This is a genomic window from Crossiella sp. S99.2 (genome assembly GCF_023094165.1).
In the GTDB taxonomy this organism is placed as follows: Bacteria; Actinomycetota; Actinomycetes; order Mycobacteriales; family Pseudonocardiaceae; genus Crossiella.
On sequence record NZ_JALMDK010000001.1, the window covers coordinates 1,256,891 to 1,272,070 of the forward strand.

A 15,180-nucleotide genomic window follows, 5' to 3' on the forward strand; every position below is an offset into this window, starting at 1 on the left:
GCGCAGGTGTCAGCGTTCGACGAAGGCTGAGTCCTCGGTGTCGCTGCCGGCCTCGTTCTTCGACCGCTGACGAACCAGCGGTGGTTCGCAGGCGACGGCGTTGAACCGGCCGGGGAATCGTGCGCGGAGATCGGTGCGCGGGTGCTCGATGTAGAGCGCGGGCAGGAACTCGTCGACGGGCACGATCGCATGCTCCAGGTCAGCGTCGAGTAGAACGTCGAGGGACTTCCGCGTGAGCAGGTAGCCGAAGGTGCAGTGGCTGTAGCCGGGCACCACGAGGCCGGGAATCGATGTCGGTTGGTCGGCTTCGAGCGGGACTCGGCCGAGGTAGAGCAGGTCGAAATTCTCCAGCGCGGCGAGTCGGCCAAGGGTGGTGAGCAGTTGATTGAGGAAGTCCGCGGGCAGAATCGCGTCGTCCTCCAGGATAAGGACGAACGGCTCGGCGCCGGATCGAGCGTCGCGCCAGCAGGCCAGGTGGGCCAGCGTGCAGGCGATCTCGCCGTACTTCAGCGGCCGGCTCCACCAGGGGTTGCTGGAGTTGATCTGCCATGGGAACAGCTTGTAGCCGGCCAGGTCCAGGTCGGCGATGGTGAGGTCGTGCCCGTCGAAGGGGCCGTGCCAGTCGGAGGTGTAGGCGGCACGCAGCTCGGGCGGGACCGAGCGCTCCATCCACTCCCGGCGGTCTCGGCGGCGCGGGAGGTTGATCACGTAGGTGCGGATGTCGTCGGGGGTGGTCACGGGTTCGGGGCGCTCCCCGTGCGGCCGAGCAGGTAGCGGGCGGTGTTGTCCTCGACCACGGAGAACGGGTTGTTGTTCCGGCGAGAGAGCAACAACAGCGGTGGCTCCGCGGTCAGGTCGGCCACATCGGTGAACGCGCCGACCCGTCGGGTCTCGGTGACCAGTACGAAGTCGTCGGCGCCGACCTTGCGCTCCACGTAGGCGACGCTGCGGGCGCCGCGTTCTCCTTCGAGCAGGGCGTGCGCGGCGCCGAGTACGCCCAGCGTCAGGCATCCGCCCAACAGGAAGACGGTCGTGCCGTGCGCCAGGGTGAGGCGGCTGAACACGGCGAGGTCCTCCAGGAGTTCCTGGTGTTCGGTCCACCGGGGGCCCATCGTCAAGTTGTCCAGGGTCGGGACCACCAACGGGTCGTCCTCGCCGAGTGGGTTCGGCTTGAAGTGGAACGGCAGGTGCGGCAGGAACTCGCGATACGTGGCATTCCACGGCGGTCCACCGGCCACGACCAGGATGTCGGCCCGGTTGTCGTAGTACTCCGAAGGTGCGAAGTCCCGCACGGTTGCAGCCGGGGCCAGCTGGGCGAACCTGCTCCGGAGGTAGATGAGCGTGTCGAGGTCGGCGAACTTGGCGTACCGCAGGTAGTTGCGGTCCTTCGACGAGGCGAAGTAGGGACGTTCCTGCTCCGGGATCTCCGAGCACACGATGTCCACCCGCGTGGACGGACCGAGCTTCCAGAACCCCGCGATGCTGTTGGGCTGGGACGTGTTCGTGTCCGGCCGCTCCGCAGTACCCAACGGCTCGGCACGGTCCGGCCCGCCGGCGAGGAGTTGGAAGGCGAGGGTGTCCAGCGCGTGTTCCGCGCGTCGGCGAACCGTCTTGAGTGCGCATTTCTGCACCGTGGCAAGGGATTCCTGACGCTCGGTCAGGGTTGGGAACCTGTGCGCCTTGGCCATGTTGAGGTCAGCCTCCGCGTAGATCCGCTCGTCAACGCTGAGGCGCGTTACCGCACTCCGCAGCACCGCCACCAGGTGCTGCACCTCTTCGTGTGAGCCGACCCGGACGCCTTGGGGACGAAGGTGTTCGCGGATATCCTGGCCAAGGTCGAGTACCGCGGTCGGGTGTCCCAGGGCGGGTCCCTGACGGAGCTTCTTGAGCGCGGCCTTGACGACCTGGCTGGACAACACCTGTCCACAATATGTCCAGTCACTGTCCTGGTGACCAGGAACACGCCAACCGAATGGGCTGGTGGACAGCTCGGTGGTTGCGAAACGCTCCAGGGGATGGGCGGTCAACTCCTGGGCGGCGAGACAACTCGGCAACCGATGCTCCCGACGGCAGTCGAGGGCCACCCGTGTGCGCGGACGCGACGTGAAGCACAGGTAGGGACCGCGGAACGCCTGTGTGGTGGTAGGCGGCGTAGGAGCGCGGTGTGCCCAGAGGATTCCTACTGCCGCTCAGGAGGGGCGAAGGTCCCGGCGTTCACGTTGTCGAGGAATGCCTCCCAGACGACACGGCCGAACGCCAGCGTCGGGCCGGAGCGGTTCTTGCTGTCCCGCACCCCGGCGGCGTTGCTGCTGAAGCCGACTTCGACGCAGTCGTTGTTGGGCGGGCGAGTTCTGGAGGACGTTCGCCACCTGGTGAAGGTGGTGTCGAGCGGGCAGTCAGGTTCGTGCTCGCGGTCCATCTCGCGCGTCATCCCCATCCGGTCCGTTGCGGCGGTTCGTTCACAGCGACTTGGCGAGATCGACCAGGGTTTGACGGGTCTGTTCCGCTTTGGCGTGAGCCGCGTCGATCTGTTGTTCCCACAGCGTTTGGTAGCGCGAGACCCGGTCGCCCTTGACGTACTCGCCGTTGTCGTCGTGGTGTTCCAGGTAGACGATATCGACCGCGGGCTCGGCGTCGTAGCGGAAGATCGTGTAGTCGTGCCCTTGGCCCATGTAGTAACCGGCGCGCCACGGCACCACCCGAAGCTCGACGTTCGGCCGGTCCATGGTCTCGACGAGCTGCGCGATCTGGGCGCGTTGCACTACCCGGTCCTTGATGCGGTGCAACGCCGATTCGTCCACCAGGAACCAGAACCGCTGATGCAGGTTGTCCAGGACCGGCTGGCGCTCAAGTCGATCGGACACGCTCTTCTCGATCACGTCTGCGGGCAACGCGGGACGAACCGATTCGGCGTTTTCCCGCATGAGCGCCGCGGTCTGCAACAGACCGGGGATGGTCAGCGTCCGGTAGGAGAAGTACTTCTGACAGCTGCCTTCCATATCGATCAGCAGCTGGACGTGCTGGGGAAACCGAGTGGCGAACGAGCCCTTCGGCCTGCGCCGGCCGCTCTCTGCCTGCAAGTTCCGCGCGTACGCCTGGTCCGCGGCGCCGGCGCGGTAGAACTCCAGCAGTTTGTCCAGGTAGCGCGGCTTGACGCCCATGCCCGACTCGATGAGGGCGATCCCCTGCTGGGTGAGGTTCAGCAGTTTGGCGACCTCGTCCTGCTTCACGCCGGCGGTGTCCCGCAGCCTGGCGAGCAGGCGACCCAGGAGGATCTTCAGCACGGCGCTGGGAAGCTGAAGCTGCTCGGTCACCAGGTGATCCTCCCTGCCTGCCACACATCGGACCTCGCAGCCTATCCGCAATTCACCCGTCTGGTAGCACCCGTAACTCTTGTACAAGTGTTACCTTCGATGTGCGGCGGAGTGGACCGCGGCCCGGTCGCCTTCCGATAACTCTTGTACAAGAGTTAGAAGGTTTCAAGGCCCCGATCAGGGCTCCCCGCGCATCTGCACTACGTGGGCTGAAACTTGCGCCGGAGTGATCGGCGTAGCCCAAAAGGGGACAGCGGCGGGGTGAAACCGTTGCTGTGCAAGGAAAGAGCCTTGTCTGTCGACCGCGCCGCGGTTGTAGGCAAGGTCGAGCGCAGCCGAACGACGGCCCGGCCATGAACGCGGGTCTCGATCAGAGCCTCCCAGGCTGTCCGGCTTGCTCAATCAGACGGGCGACAGGCGGGATCGGCCACGGTTCTGCTCCGGTCTACCTGCCCTGTCGCACGGCGATGCCACGAGAGAAGTGGTTCCTCTGGGCAGCGCCGTTACCAGCAGCCGAAGGTTGGGACGGAGGCGAGCATCGTGCAGGACCTCGTGGGATTCGCTCGTTCAGACCGTCCTCGACCGGTGGGATCGAGGTGGGCGCCGATGAGCACGGCAAACGAGGAACCCGATGGGCCAGAAGCATCGGATGTGGCCTGGTGGCGTTCCTGGAAAGACAAGCAGGTCCACGCCTTCGTCATCAGCGGATTGACCCCGGAGTCGAGGCCGACCGAGCTGATCGCCGTATGCGGTCACGTTGCGCCCCTCAATGTCATCGAGCCCACGAGCGCGGGTATGCCGTGCGTTCTGTGCGTTGCGAAGGCCCCGGTCGTTGACCAGCAGTCGGCCGGCGGAGCGCCTGGCGAGGCTCCTGCCTTCACCGAGGTGGCCCCAGCGCCTGCTCAACGCAGGCAACTTGAGCGAGGTGATTCCGATGAGGGGTGAGCCTTGGCTGGACGAGTGGCATCTGCTCGGTGATGAACTGACCGCGGTGTTGTCGGTGATCGTCGACCTGGCCCTGTTCTGCGCGCCCGCCGTGGCCCGCTGGTTGTTCGGCCACCCGGTCGCGCGGGCAGCCGCGTGGGCAAAGGTTCACCGAGCACACCGGCATGGAGCCGAATGCCGGGCCCAACGGTGTCCGGTCAGGCACCTCTGCGCGGAGTGCCCGGCAGCAGCTCGCCAACTTCCCCGCTCCCGTCCGAGCTGCCTCCCACAGCGCGTCGTCCCCCGGACGCGCCAGCTCGACGGGCCATGGGTGGCGACGGCGGTAGCCCCCACCGCCGTCGCCACCACCCCGGCTCCTCTCCTGGGAAAGGCGTGCGCCCAGCAACGGATGACGCCAATGGGGCCAGGAGAGGACGGGGACGGCCGTCGCGCGACGGCCGTCCCCACCCAGAGCGGCTCCGTCTGGCGCCGCGCTGGTCACATCGTGCAGGCGCACTCAGTGACGATGGTGGCCGCGACACCGGCCGCCGCTGGGGAACCCGTCTGTCAGCGACGCGTCCGGATCAGTCGAGAGGCGGCCGCGGCCGGGTCCGCGGCCGTCCTGATGTCGGCCGAGACGGCCGTCGAGAGCGGAAACAGCAGGGCGGGCGGCATGAGCGCCCACACCCCCGGTCTGATCGAGGACACTCACTTCGTGTGGTGGAAGTCCACTTTGGACGGTGAATACCACGCGTTGTGGTCCAAGGAGATCGCCGCCCCGCTCCAGGATTCGCTCTCTGCGATGTGTCAGCTGACCGCAGGGCTCGATGACTGGCCGGATCGGACTGGATTCCTGCTCTTGCCGGCGTGCGACCCCTGCCTCCGGTTGGCGAGCAAGGTTCCCTGGCCGCAGCAAGGGATCGAGGTCACCCGATGACCGAGAGTGAGACCGCGGTCCCCGAAGGCGGGGGCTACGGCCACGACGTTAAGAACCACCTCCCGGGAGGGCTTGTCTTCGCCTGGTGCAACCAGGTGTTCCCGGCGGGCGACGGCCCCACGGTCGGCCCCTGTCCGCAGTGTGGACGGGTGCGCCAGGCCCTGTTGGAGACCGACGCCGGCAATAGCGGCACCCATTGACCAGACCCACTACGGAGTAAGGAATGTCCCCGACGACCGAAGTCCTCCTCGGCCGACGCCGACGTCAGGTCGCAGCCGAACTCGCTACCAGTTTCGCAGCCGCGGGAGAGCCAGCCATCAGGCAGTTCGCACAGACAGTCAACCGGTATCCGACGTTGGTGCGGCGGCTGCTTGCGGAGGCAGGGGTTTACAACGAAGCCGCGTGCCTGGGCATGTCCGAGGCGGAGATCCAGGAGCGTGTACGCGTCAGGTTCTGCGGCGGCGCCACGATCGGCATGCTCAGCTACGCGACGGGGATCGACCGGCGAGTCATTCAGCGGACCCTCGTGGAGGGCGGTGTCATCGCCGTCGTGCCGCGGCAGCCGGTACCGACCCGCCTGGCCGAGGATTTCGTCAAGGCATACCGGGACGGCGCCAGCATTCGCACGGTGGGAAGGCAGTTCGGGTGGACCTTTTCGGTCGTCCGCACCCAGCTCGTCAAAGCGGGAGTCGTCCTGCGCCCGCGCGGTCGGCGATGAAGCTGGCCAGGTGAAAGCCATGCAGAGAAATGATCTTGACTACGGACCTTCGATGCTGGCTGGCCGACCGCGGCGATGCATACATCCGAAACCGGAGCACACGCGATTCCGGCCGTGCTGGGAGAGCCAGGACAACCGCGTCAGTCGAACGGAGTGCACCTCATGAGACCAGTCCCCAGCAAGGTGCGTCACCTGCCAGCCGAACTGCGGGCACTGCGCGAGGACAGGACGCTGACCTTGCAGAAAGCTTCCGCGGCAGTCGGTTTCTCGCTGACGAAGCTCCAGCGAATGGAGACTGGTAAGCGCGGCCTGCACTACGACGACGCCGCCAAACTGTTCGCCTTCTACCAGGTACCCGAGGCTCGATCTGAACGCATGCTCGCTCTGCTTGCCGACCTCGGCGACCCCGGTTGGTGGACGAAGTTCAGAGCCAAGCTGCCAGAACCCTGGCGCCAGGAGATACCACTGGAGGATGAGGCCGAGGTCATCCGTGACTACAGCCTCGGCTTCGTGCCTCGCCTGCTTCAGATCCCCAGGTACGCCGATGCCCTGTTTGCTGACCTCCAACCGTACCTGTCGCAACGCACCCGGGAGGTCCTGGTCGGCGTTCAGACGACCCGACAGTCCATCCTGAACCGACTGGATGTGCGGTTCCATTTCCTGATCGACGAAGCCGCGCTGCGCATGGTCGGCAGTCCGCATGTACAGGAAGAGCAGTTCCGGGCGCTGATTGCCGCAGCGAACCGACCCAACGTGACGGTGCAGATTGTGCCATTCGGCGCTGGTGCGCACCCCGGTCTGGCCGGGGCGATGGTACTGCTGAAGTTCATCGGCGCACCGACGATGGCCCGCATGTCGGAAGCAGAAGGTTTTCGCGACTCCGACTCGACCGTGCGAACGGCGTGGCACGCGTGGAACGCCATCTCCGGCCGCGCGTCATCGGAGGTTGCGACCAATCACTTGCTCTATCACCGGCTCAGCGCGCTGAGCGCGCAAACAGGCCAGTCGAATCTGAGCATCGTGCAGTAGTCGGCGGGCGGTCGAGATGTTCTTGCCCCAGAACGAATTCCGCATCGTGATCTCTACCCGACAGAGGCAGGTGGTACGGCATGAGTTCGCATTCGTGGGGACTCCTTCGCGAAGTGGTGGAGGCTATGCCCTGCGGTGCAACCACTTCGCAGGTTGATCGTTATGAGGTCGAACTCGCTCGCTTCTTCCACGCACCGCATGCTGTCGCAGCGGCCAGTGGAACTGCGGCACTCCACTGTGGACTGAACGTCCTCGGCATTGGTATCGGGGACGAGGTGCTGGTGCCGGCCGTCGCACCGATGAGTTCGATCGCGCCGGTCTGTTACGTCGGTGCGGTGCCAGTGTTCGTCGACTGCGGCCCCAGCGGCGCGGGTGTGGACCTGGAAGACCTCGAAGCCAAGATCACCGTGAGGACCCGAGCACTGCTGCTGGTCCACCAGTGGGGTCGCACTGGCGATCTCTGCCGCATTGTGGAACTGGCCGGAGCCCGCGGGCTGCGGGTGATCGAGGACGCCACCCACGCGGTGGGCACCCGGATTGACGAGGCGTACGCAGGCACGTTCGGAGATGTTGGCTGTTTCTCCACCCACGACGGCAACCTGCTGTGGTCCGGCGAAGGTGGCTTCCTGCTCACCCATGACGAGGGTCTGGCCGAGCAGTGCCGCCACTTGCGCTCCCACGGCGCCAGCACGACCGAGCGGGGAAGGTCGCTGTCCGCAGTGGGCTTCAGCTACCGGCTGGCCGAACCACTGGCCGTGATCGCCCGCACCAACCTGGCCAACCTGGCGGAAGTACTTGGCGAGCGCCAACGCGCCACCGAGCTGCTGACCGACCTGCTCCGGGATGTGCCTGGGCTCACGATCAGTGCCCCCGATGGCCCGGAGCGATGGAACGGGCACAGCCCGCTGTTGCGGATCGGTTTGGAACGCCCGCGGGAGTTCAGCGCCTACCTGTCCACGACGCATGGGGTGGCCAACAGCATCGGCAGTCACCGGCTGACCGCTGCCGATCAGGCACCGGCATTCGTCGAGCACGTTCGCCGCCGGCAGCCCTGCCTGCGGGCACGGGCGGTCGTGGATACCACGTTGGCGATCAGCCTTGTCGAGAACACCACCGAGGACGACCTGCACCAGATCGCCGCCACGGTCCGCGGTGAGGCCGTCCGCTGGAACCAGTAGTCCAGCAACAAAAATGTTCCAGCTCGCAGACAATTCGGGAGCAGTAATGAACGAGTCGGCTGACCAGTGGCGAGAAGTGATTATTTTTCCTCTTGGCGATTTTGCTTTTGCTCAGTCTGCTGAACAAGCTGACCGGGCACCGTGGTTGACTATAGTGGCCAGAACGCGACAAATAGTCATCTGCCCGTCGGATCCGGCTCGATTCACTCAGGCTGACCTGGTAGTGGTCGAGGAGCTTCGTCGAGCCATGCAGGCGCTTTATGATCAGGGATTCCGATATCTGGCCGCCCGCGGAGAACTGCCCGGTCCGGACTCGGTGCCGCCAATCGGGTGAGAGCAACCCCTCAGTCGTGCCCAAACCGGAACCAGTCGGCCGCGGCCAGCGGTCTGCGTTACTGTGACCGGCGGGGAGTGTGTGAGTAGGGGGTAGGGGATGAACGAGCTGGCTGGCTACTACGACCGGTGGGAAGACAAGTCGCCACCGCCAAGCGGCGGCGACTTGACGATCAAGGTGAGTCGTGAGCAGGTCCTCCAGGCGTACTCGATCTTCAAGAACGAAGGCGACCGGCTCCGGTACGAGCTGGGAAAGCTGCAGGACAAGCTCCGAGTCCCGCCTTGCGGTGGCGATCCGGTCAGCGAGGACACCGCCAAGGCGATGACCTGGAAGTTCGTCGATGCTCCTGACTCCTACTACCACCGTTACCTGGGGTTGGCGCAGAGCTTCCTGGCGACTGCGGAGCAGCTTCAGCGAACGGCCAAGGAGTATGGGTTCACCGATGAGGACATTGCCGGTTCGCTGAAGGGGTACAAGCGCATTGACTAGGTCATCTCGCCTGCTTTTCCTTTTGGTCTTGCCGATCCTCGTGGCTGGCTGCACAAATGCGCCGGGAACGCCCACGGCATCTGACTCACCGACGAGTGTGACCTCAGCAGGGGGTGCGTTGCCGCCCCGTCCGAAGGACATTCGACTGGACGGGCTTACCCCGGAGCAGGTGTGTGCCTTGGTGCCGGAACAGCGCATCAAGGATCTTGGCGTGGACAAGGTCCACGAGACTAGCGACGTTGGGGAGTTCAACGACAAGGGTTGCCGGTTCGCCAGGACCACGGCGAAGGACGGATACTCCTATCTCGTTACCCCGACCACACAACAAGGTGCCGAAGAGTGGCTCAAGCGCAGCGGCGCGGTGACGGCTCGAATCGTGACGGCCGCTGGATACCCAGCGGTGGAGAACCGTCGCCCGACCGACAGCCGGGGCTGCTTCGTTGACGTCAGTGTGGCGGAGGGTCAGCGGCTCGGGATCCAGTACGCCTACGACAGCCAGCCGGTACCGCTGACGCCGGATCAGTTGTGTGCCAAGGCTTTGGAGATGGCTGAGCTTGCGACGCAGGGCTTGATCAAGCTACGCGGCTAAACAGAACGGGAACGGGGGGCTGTCATGGGTGAGGGACCGCAGATTCGGCGGAACCGGTTCGAAGGCGTTTCGCTGAACCAGAAACACGCCTGGATGCAGCAGGGCCAAGGCACGAGCGCGGTGAACGACGCGATCGATGCCATGCGGGGGATGCAGCGCATCGCCGCCGACGCCGAGCACGCGGTCCGTAAGGGCCTGGAGGCCATCGGCGTCGGCTGGGCCGGACAGGCCGCGGAGGCCATGACCGCGGCCGCGCGGCCGGCGGTGGCCTGGGCTCAGGGGGCGCAGGATGCCGCGCTGTCGGGCGGGACCTCGGCCTCCTCGCACGGGATGACCTTCGCTGAGACCAAGCCGAAAGTCGAGGCGAACCAACCGGTTCAGGAGCCCGGAGTCGGTGCCCTGGTCCTGGGTGCGTTCAGTCCGGCCGTGGTGGTGGCGATGCAGCACGACATGCAGCAGCAGTTGGCGGCCAACCGGGCCCGGGATGATGCGGCCAACCGGGCGCTCTACGGCTACGAGTCCACCGCGCGAGACCGGGTTGGCGCGTTGCCGGTGTTGCCGGAGGCGCCGAAGATCGCCCTGGACAGTGGGGGCTCCCCGCCTCCGCCGCAGCCGCCGCCGGTCCCGCCGGGCGGGCGGAACCCGCGTGACCCGCGGCAGCGGGATCTCCCGCGCCCGGGTGGCACCGGCGCCGACCCCGGCCGGCAAGGCCAGGATCCCGGTCGTGTCCAGCCGGGCGCCGGGACTGATCCGGTGCGGCCGGTGGAGAACACCCCGGATCCGACGTTGCAGGGCGTGGTCCCCAGCGGTACCGGCGGCGGCAACACGGTGCTGCCCCGGGTCGAACCGCCACCGGTCGGCGGTCCAGGCCAGCCGGGCGGTACCGGTGGCGGCGGTGGGTTCGCGGGCGGCTTCTACGGCGGTGGCTCCGCCGGTGGTGGTGTGGGAAGCGGTGCCGGCGGTCCCGGTGCGGGGCTGCGCGGGCCAGGCGGTCAGGCGGGAGTCGCTCCCGGCCAGCCAGGCGCTCGCGCCGCTGCGCCGGTGGCGGGTGCTGGGCGTGCTGGTGTGGGCGGGCAGTCCTTCTTGCAGTCGCCGACCGGTGCGGCGGGGCGGCCGGAGGAGGACGACGAGCATGAGAACAAGTTCAAGACCCGCTCCGATGACATCTACGGTCTGGACGATCTGCCGCGGATCCCGCCGCCGGTGATCGGAGAACACCACAACCTATGACCGCCCACCCCGCGCCGGTGACCGCGTTGACGGTCGCCGAGTTCGATCTGCTCTGGGAACTCGCCGAACTCGGCGAGACCCCGCTGAACCTGGAGATCACCAGCAGCGGCGCCGACTGGGAGGAACGCGCTCACCATCGGCATGCACTGCTGACCGGCCTCGCCACCCGAGGTCTGATCGTCCACAGCGGACTTGCCCCTGCGCTGCATGAGGCTTTGGTGGGACTGGCGAGGTTCGACTGGGCGGTGGACGCGCGGCTGTGGGCCACCGATGGGCTGGTGCGTGCGGTGGGAGCGGTGGCAGGTCCACAAGGGACGGTGGCGGTGCGCTACGGCGAGGAAGTGCGGCTTGGCGTTCTGCCCGACTACGCCGTCGCGGCCACCGTGGTCGAGTTGGCCGGCGAGAGCGATGCCGGACCAGGCGAGTCGGTCAGCGTCCGCGCCGCGGCCCTGGATGCGGCCAGGCAGGCCACGACGGCACCGGGTTTCGCCGACGCACTCACCGAGAGCGGAGAGCCCGCGGTGGTGGCACGCAAGGTGGCGCACATGCTCGGCACGGTGCGGCGGGGCGGGCAGTTCGGCGTGACGGTCCGGGATCGAGGACTTGGTCTGCGTCGCGCGCCGAGGGTGGTGGCCTTCCACGACACCGACCAGGGGCGGTATGTGCATGTACGCCGGGACGGTTGGGCCACGATCACTCCGGGTGGGCACCGTCAACTCCTGGCGCAGGTGCGGGCGTTGGTGGACGAGCAGCGCGGGTGACGCACCTCGCCGCGAGTCCCACCGGGGATGGGGCCCGGAGGTGGCGGCGGATGGACAAGGACGGTCGGGTGGGACGACCCGGCCGGAACAGGGAGGGAGTAGAGCGGAATGAACAGCAACAGGGGGCACGTGGGCGTGGCCACCTCGCACGTGAAGCAGGTGGCCGAGGTCTTCGCCGGGGAGGCCCGGATGATCCGGGAACAGCATGCGCTGGTGCGGACCAGCGGAGTCTCCGCCCAGTCCATGGGGCAGGGATTCGCCAGGCATAGCGAGGGCTACCGTCAGCTCATGGAACGGCTGGCCGCTTCGGTGGATGCCTTCGGTCTGCAGTCGGAGACCATCGGTTCGGTGCTGCTGGAGTCCGCCGGGGACTACGGGCGGACCGAAGGTGGCAACACCCAGTCGTTCCGGGGGCGCTGAGATGGCCTCAGCCGACACCTGGAGCGATGTCCGCAAGTTCTGCGAGAGTCTTTTCACCTTTGGTCGCAGTGACGCCCAAGACGAAATCAACCGCTTCGGGCGCGAAGTTCAGACGCTGATGCCACAGGTCGCGCAGGACACGAAGGATCTCGCCGCAGGCCGAGACCTGCTCGCGCGACCTGAAGGCAGCTTCGCCACCTCCGATGAGATCCTGGTCGCGGGCGAGCCCGGGTTGCGGTTCTTCCAGCGATATCTCCCGCTCTACAACGAGTGGACGTACGAGCAGTACAGCTTCGAGAATGACATTCTCCAGCGCTACAACAAGTTCCGCGGCATGAACTTCGCCGCGTTCCGTGCCGACGCGGACCACCTCACGAAGGCCGGAACGGCACTGGCGGACAGTCATGGGCGGATGAAGCAGTCCTTCACCGGGCTGATCACGCACTGGAGCGGGGATGCCTCTCGCGCCGCAGGTGAGCACGTCGACAAGTTCGTCCGGGCCTCCGACTTTGTGACCATGCGGACCGTGGAGTTCGGCCGGGCTATCGGCAAGAACACCGGGCTCCTGGAGAAGGCCGTCCGCCACGTGGCTGGGATGACCGCGGGGTTGTACAGCGTCGACTGTGGCGGTCACTCGCCTGGCACAGTGGAAAAGATGATCAAAGTCGTGCGTGGCAAGTCGGACAGCCCGTTGCTCAACTTCCTCGCCACCGGCCTGGATGTCACCGGCGGCGGGCTCAAGTCGGCCGCCGGGGCGATCCCGAATGCCGGGACTGCGGCCGGATCGGCCATCGATCTGGGGCTGGGGCTGATCACCCACTTCCGGAAGTGCCTGACAGATCAGTTCCAGCCGGCGTTCAAGAACAAGTACGAGCGGTTCGTCAAGGAGATCTGCACGGCATCGGAGGACAATCTCAACAAGATGTGGACCGACTTTGCCGAAGTGGCCAAGGAAGTCCCGCGGGACGCCTTCGCCGGTGTCCCCCTCATCGTGCCCCGTCCTACCGGTAGCTGAGACAGGAAAGGAGACCGAAGCACATGGAGCAGCTGACGGCCTACCTGTACCGGCTGGACCACCTCGGCGCCGAGATGGACGCGCGCGCTGAGCGGGTTGTCGCCGAGTGCCGCGAGGAAGATGCGCACTACCGGGCGCTGGCCCAGACCAGTGCTACCGCGGTGTTCGACCTGTTGCACCAGGTCGAGCAGAGACAGGACGGCGACCAGCCCCAGCCTGCCCCGGTGAAACCCCGGCGGCCGACGGGTGATGACGACGAGGACTTCGCCGACATCGACTGGATGCACGGATGAGCGGCAGCACCTTTGGGGCGATGCGCGGCCGGGCAGGGATGGCGTTGCTGCGCAGCGGGATCGCGGTCGGCATGGCCGCGGTCCTGTCCGGGTGTGGCATCACCGTCTGGTACCCGACCCCGACCACCACCTCCGTCTCCAGCACCACTTCCGCGCCGCCGGCACCCGCCACACCACCGCCGGTAAGCCAGCCCAAGCAGCTGCGGGAAGTGCCACCGTGCAGCCTGCTGACCAAGGCCCAGCAGACCGAGCTGGGCATCGACACCGATGAGTTCGAGTCGAACTACTCGCTGGAGAATTACGGGCGGTGCTCGTGGCTTGACTTCGACAAAGGGAAGTCCGCGATCGCCAACCTCCGGGTGACCAAGAGGTACAAGGACGCCGGTCTGGAACAGCTGTACCGGCGCAGGTCGGAGTTCCCTGTCTTCACATCGGCTACTGTGGACGGTTATCCGGCGGTGCGGACCGAGGATGACAAGAAGTCGTGCAAGCTGCATGTCGGGGTCGGTGACGAGCAGAGCTTCGAGGTGAGCCTGCTCGCGGCCGACCTGACCAAGCCGTTGTATCCCAACGCGTGTGAGTATGCGGAGGCGATCGCGCGGGCTGTGCTGCGCAACATCCCGGCTGCTCGTTGAGGAGCAGCGTGCGGTGGTGTCACCCGGGTGAGCGATGCTGCTGGCCTCCGCCCCGCTGGGGATCGAGCGTGGTTACGCTGTGACGACGTGGGGTCGCCTACCTCCCCCCTTTGGCGGCTCCACGAGTTGGGTGCTGGTCTGCCCCTCCCCCCTGGCGGGCCAGCACCCCCGCTCGGCAGCTCGCCCCGCATACGGCGTTCGTTGTTGTGGCTGCTGCACTTCCGCACTACGCGCTCGCCCAACTTGCCCGAGTAGCCGCGCATCCAGCCTGCTGGCCCCTGGATGAATGTCGAGGATGCGCATGATCATCACCCGATCGGCGGCTCATCGTTGATTACCCCGGCACGGCCGTGGCTTCCGCCTTACGGTCAAAGGTGGAGGGGAGACAGGGTGGGTGAGCAGCGGTCGGCCACATCCGGCACCTTTGGCGCTGAACTCCGGGCTCGGCGGATCCGCAAAGGACTGTCATTGAGCCAGATGTGCGTGTTGATCGTCCGGCCAGGGTGTCTTCCACCATGTGGGGATAGGCGGCGTTGCGCACGGCCACCTCGCGCAACCGCGTTCCGAAGCTGATGTGGTGCAGTGGGTCGCCGCGGTCGATGCTGAGCATGTTCAGCACCTGGCCCGCGGTCATCAATTCCTGCAGATGGCCTAGCAGTGAGCCAAGGCCCCCGGCGGGAACGGGCTCTGCCTCCTCTGGAGGAGCGGCGTCCACCCGACTGCTCCGCGCGGCCAGGATGAGCGCGGTCAGCTCGATTGCCGCACCGGTGGCGCCGTGCTCGCTCTCACGGTAGGTCTCCAGGTCGACCAGCGAGTGCTGGAAGCTGATGGCGTCCAGCACGTCGAAGGCATCGGCGTGAGCGACTGTGGCGACGATCTTCGCCACCGTCTCGTTCACATGTCGGCGGGCCAGTGCGATGGCCGCTTCCGGGGCCTCGGACATCGCTAGGTCTGGCTCCAGCCGTTGCACGTCGTCCAGCGACATGTTCACGGACGCTGGCAGGCCGGTACCCGAACGAGCCGCCCGTGCCGCCCGTTCCCGCTTCCTGCGCTTCTCGGTCCGCTTGCGTTGCTGCTTGGACACGGCGGCACCGTACAACTGGCTACCGACAAACCGAGTTGCTCGCCCGCGCTGCTCTCTTCGCCAACGGCTTCCGTCATGAGCGTGCTGCGGTCACCGCCGGGACTCAACCCTGCTCCTGTTTACGCAATATGGCTCAGGGTGCATGCTCGTGGCAGAAATGGGCTCAACTGGTACCCATGAACGCAGCATGCGACAGGGCTGAGAAGACAGAACTGACGACCCAGATGAAA

Annotated in this window: 18 protein-coding genes; 13 read left to right on the plus strand and 5 right to left on the minus strand. The window is 66.5% G+C overall.

The window, feature by feature from the left end; translation table 11 throughout:
- Positions 1 to 9: 9 nt before the first annotated feature.
- From MZC64_RS06045 to MZC64_RS06060, 4 genes are all read right to left on the minus strand, one after another.
- Positions 10 to 738 (minus strand): glycosyltransferase family 25 protein, encoded by a 729-nt coding sequence (locus MZC64_RS06045; protein WP_247756078.1) that lies wholly within the window; start codon positions 736 to 738, stop codon positions 10 to 12.
- On the minus strand, positions 735 to 1,919 hold the full coding sequence (locus tag MZC64_RS06050; protein ID WP_247756079.1) for a hypothetical protein: 1,185 nt from the start codon (positions 1,917 to 1,919) through the stop codon (positions 735 to 737). The genes MZC64_RS06045 and MZC64_RS06050 overlap by 4 nt, the downstream gene beginning before the upstream one ends.
- A gap of 260 nt (positions 1,920 to 2,179) precedes the next feature.
- Positions 2,180 to 2,431, minus strand: a complete 252-nt coding sequence (locus MZC64_RS06055) for a DUF397 domain-containing protein (protein WP_247756080.1) — start codon at positions 2,429 to 2,431, stop codon at positions 2,180 to 2,182.
- A 28-nt stretch (positions 2,432 to 2,459) separates the two neighbouring features.
- Complete coding sequence (locus MZC64_RS06060; RefSeq protein WP_247756082.1) at positions 2,460 to 3,314, minus strand: DUF5753 domain-containing protein; 855 nt, start codon at positions 3,312 to 3,314, stop codon at positions 2,460 to 2,462.
- Positions 3,315 to 4,758: 1,444 nt separating this feature from the next.
- Here MZC64_RS06060 and MZC64_RS06065 point away from each other — a divergent pair.
- The 13 genes from MZC64_RS06065 (at position 4,759) to MZC64_RS06125 (ending at position 13,866) form a co-directional block, all read left to right on the plus strand.
- Positions 4,759 to 5,175, plus strand: a complete 417-nt coding sequence (locus MZC64_RS06065; protein WP_247756083.1) for a hypothetical protein — start codon at positions 4,759 to 4,761, stop codon at positions 5,173 to 5,175.
- Positions 5,176 to 5,398: 223 nt separating this feature from the next.
- Positions 5,399 to 5,893, plus strand: a complete 495-nt coding sequence (locus MZC64_RS06070) for a helix-turn-helix domain-containing protein (RefSeq protein WP_247756084.1) — start codon at positions 5,399 to 5,401, stop codon at positions 5,891 to 5,893.
- A gap of 162 nt (positions 5,894 to 6,055) precedes the next feature.
- On the plus strand, positions 6,056 to 6,922 hold the full coding sequence (locus MZC64_RS06075; protein WP_247756086.1) for a helix-turn-helix transcriptional regulator: 867 nt from the start codon (positions 6,056 to 6,058) through the stop codon (positions 6,920 to 6,922).
- A 125-nt stretch (positions 6,923 to 7,047) separates the two neighbouring features.
- On the plus strand, positions 7,048 to 8,100 hold the full coding sequence (locus MZC64_RS06080) for a DegT/DnrJ/EryC1/StrS aminotransferase family protein (RefSeq protein ID WP_247756088.1): 1,053 nt from the start codon (positions 7,048 to 7,050) through the stop codon (positions 8,098 to 8,100).
- A 46-nt stretch (positions 8,101 to 8,146) separates the two neighbouring features.
- A complete protein-coding gene (locus MZC64_RS06085; protein ID WP_247756090.1) occupies positions 8,147 to 8,434 on the plus strand; it encodes a hypothetical protein in 288 nt (95 codons plus the stop codon).
- A 99-nt stretch (positions 8,435 to 8,533) separates the two neighbouring features.
- Complete coding sequence (locus tag MZC64_RS06090) at positions 8,534 to 8,923, plus strand: hypothetical protein (RefSeq protein ID WP_247756092.1); 390 nt, start codon at positions 8,534 to 8,536, stop codon at positions 8,921 to 8,923.
- A 40-nt stretch (positions 8,924 to 8,963) separates the two neighbouring features.
- Positions 8,964 to 9,512: a DUF3558 domain-containing protein gene (locus tag MZC64_RS06095; protein WP_308300968.1), complete on the plus strand. Its 549-nt coding sequence runs from the start codon at positions 8,964 to 8,966 to the stop codon at positions 9,510 to 9,512.
- Positions 9,513 to 9,632: 120 nt separating this feature from the next.
- Entirely contained in the window at positions 9,633 to 10,742 is a 1,110-nt protein-coding gene (locus MZC64_RS06100) for a hypothetical protein (RefSeq protein WP_247756301.1), read from the plus strand.
- A complete protein-coding gene (locus MZC64_RS06105) occupies positions 10,739 to 11,503 on the plus strand; it encodes an ESX secretion-associated protein EspG (protein WP_247756094.1) in 765 nt (254 codons plus the stop codon). Before MZC64_RS06100 ends, MZC64_RS06105 begins: the two co-directional genes overlap by 4 nt.
- A gap of 108 nt (positions 11,504 to 11,611) precedes the next feature.
- Positions 11,612 to 11,923 (plus strand): hypothetical protein, encoded by a 312-nt coding sequence (locus MZC64_RS06110; RefSeq protein WP_247756095.1) that lies wholly within the window; start codon positions 11,612 to 11,614, stop codon positions 11,921 to 11,923.
- Between the two features lies 1 nt (position 11,924).
- Positions 11,925 to 12,938, plus strand: a complete 1,014-nt coding sequence (locus MZC64_RS06115) for a WXG100 family type VII secretion target (RefSeq protein WP_247756097.1) — start codon at positions 11,925 to 11,927, stop codon at positions 12,936 to 12,938.
- A 23-nt stretch (positions 12,939 to 12,961) separates the two neighbouring features.
- On the plus strand, positions 12,962 to 13,231 hold the full coding sequence (locus MZC64_RS06120) for a hypothetical protein (protein ID WP_247756098.1): 270 nt from the start codon (positions 12,962 to 12,964) through the stop codon (positions 13,229 to 13,231).
- Positions 13,228 to 13,866 (plus strand): DUF3558 domain-containing protein, encoded by a 639-nt coding sequence (locus tag MZC64_RS06125; RefSeq protein ID WP_247756099.1) that lies wholly within the window; start codon positions 13,228 to 13,230, stop codon positions 13,864 to 13,866. The genes MZC64_RS06120 and MZC64_RS06125 overlap by 4 nt, the downstream gene beginning before the upstream one ends.
- Positions 13,867 to 14,200: 334 nt before the next feature.
- On the opposite strand, the gene MZC64_RS06130 is transcribed toward MZC64_RS06125, so the two are convergent.
- Positions 14,201 to 14,950 carry a hypothetical protein gene (locus MZC64_RS06130; RefSeq protein ID WP_247756101.1) on the minus strand — a complete coding sequence of 250 codons (750 nt, stop codon included), beginning with the start codon at positions 14,948 to 14,950 and terminating at the stop codon, positions 14,201 to 14,203.
- Positions 14,951 to 15,180: the final 230 nt, after the last annotated feature.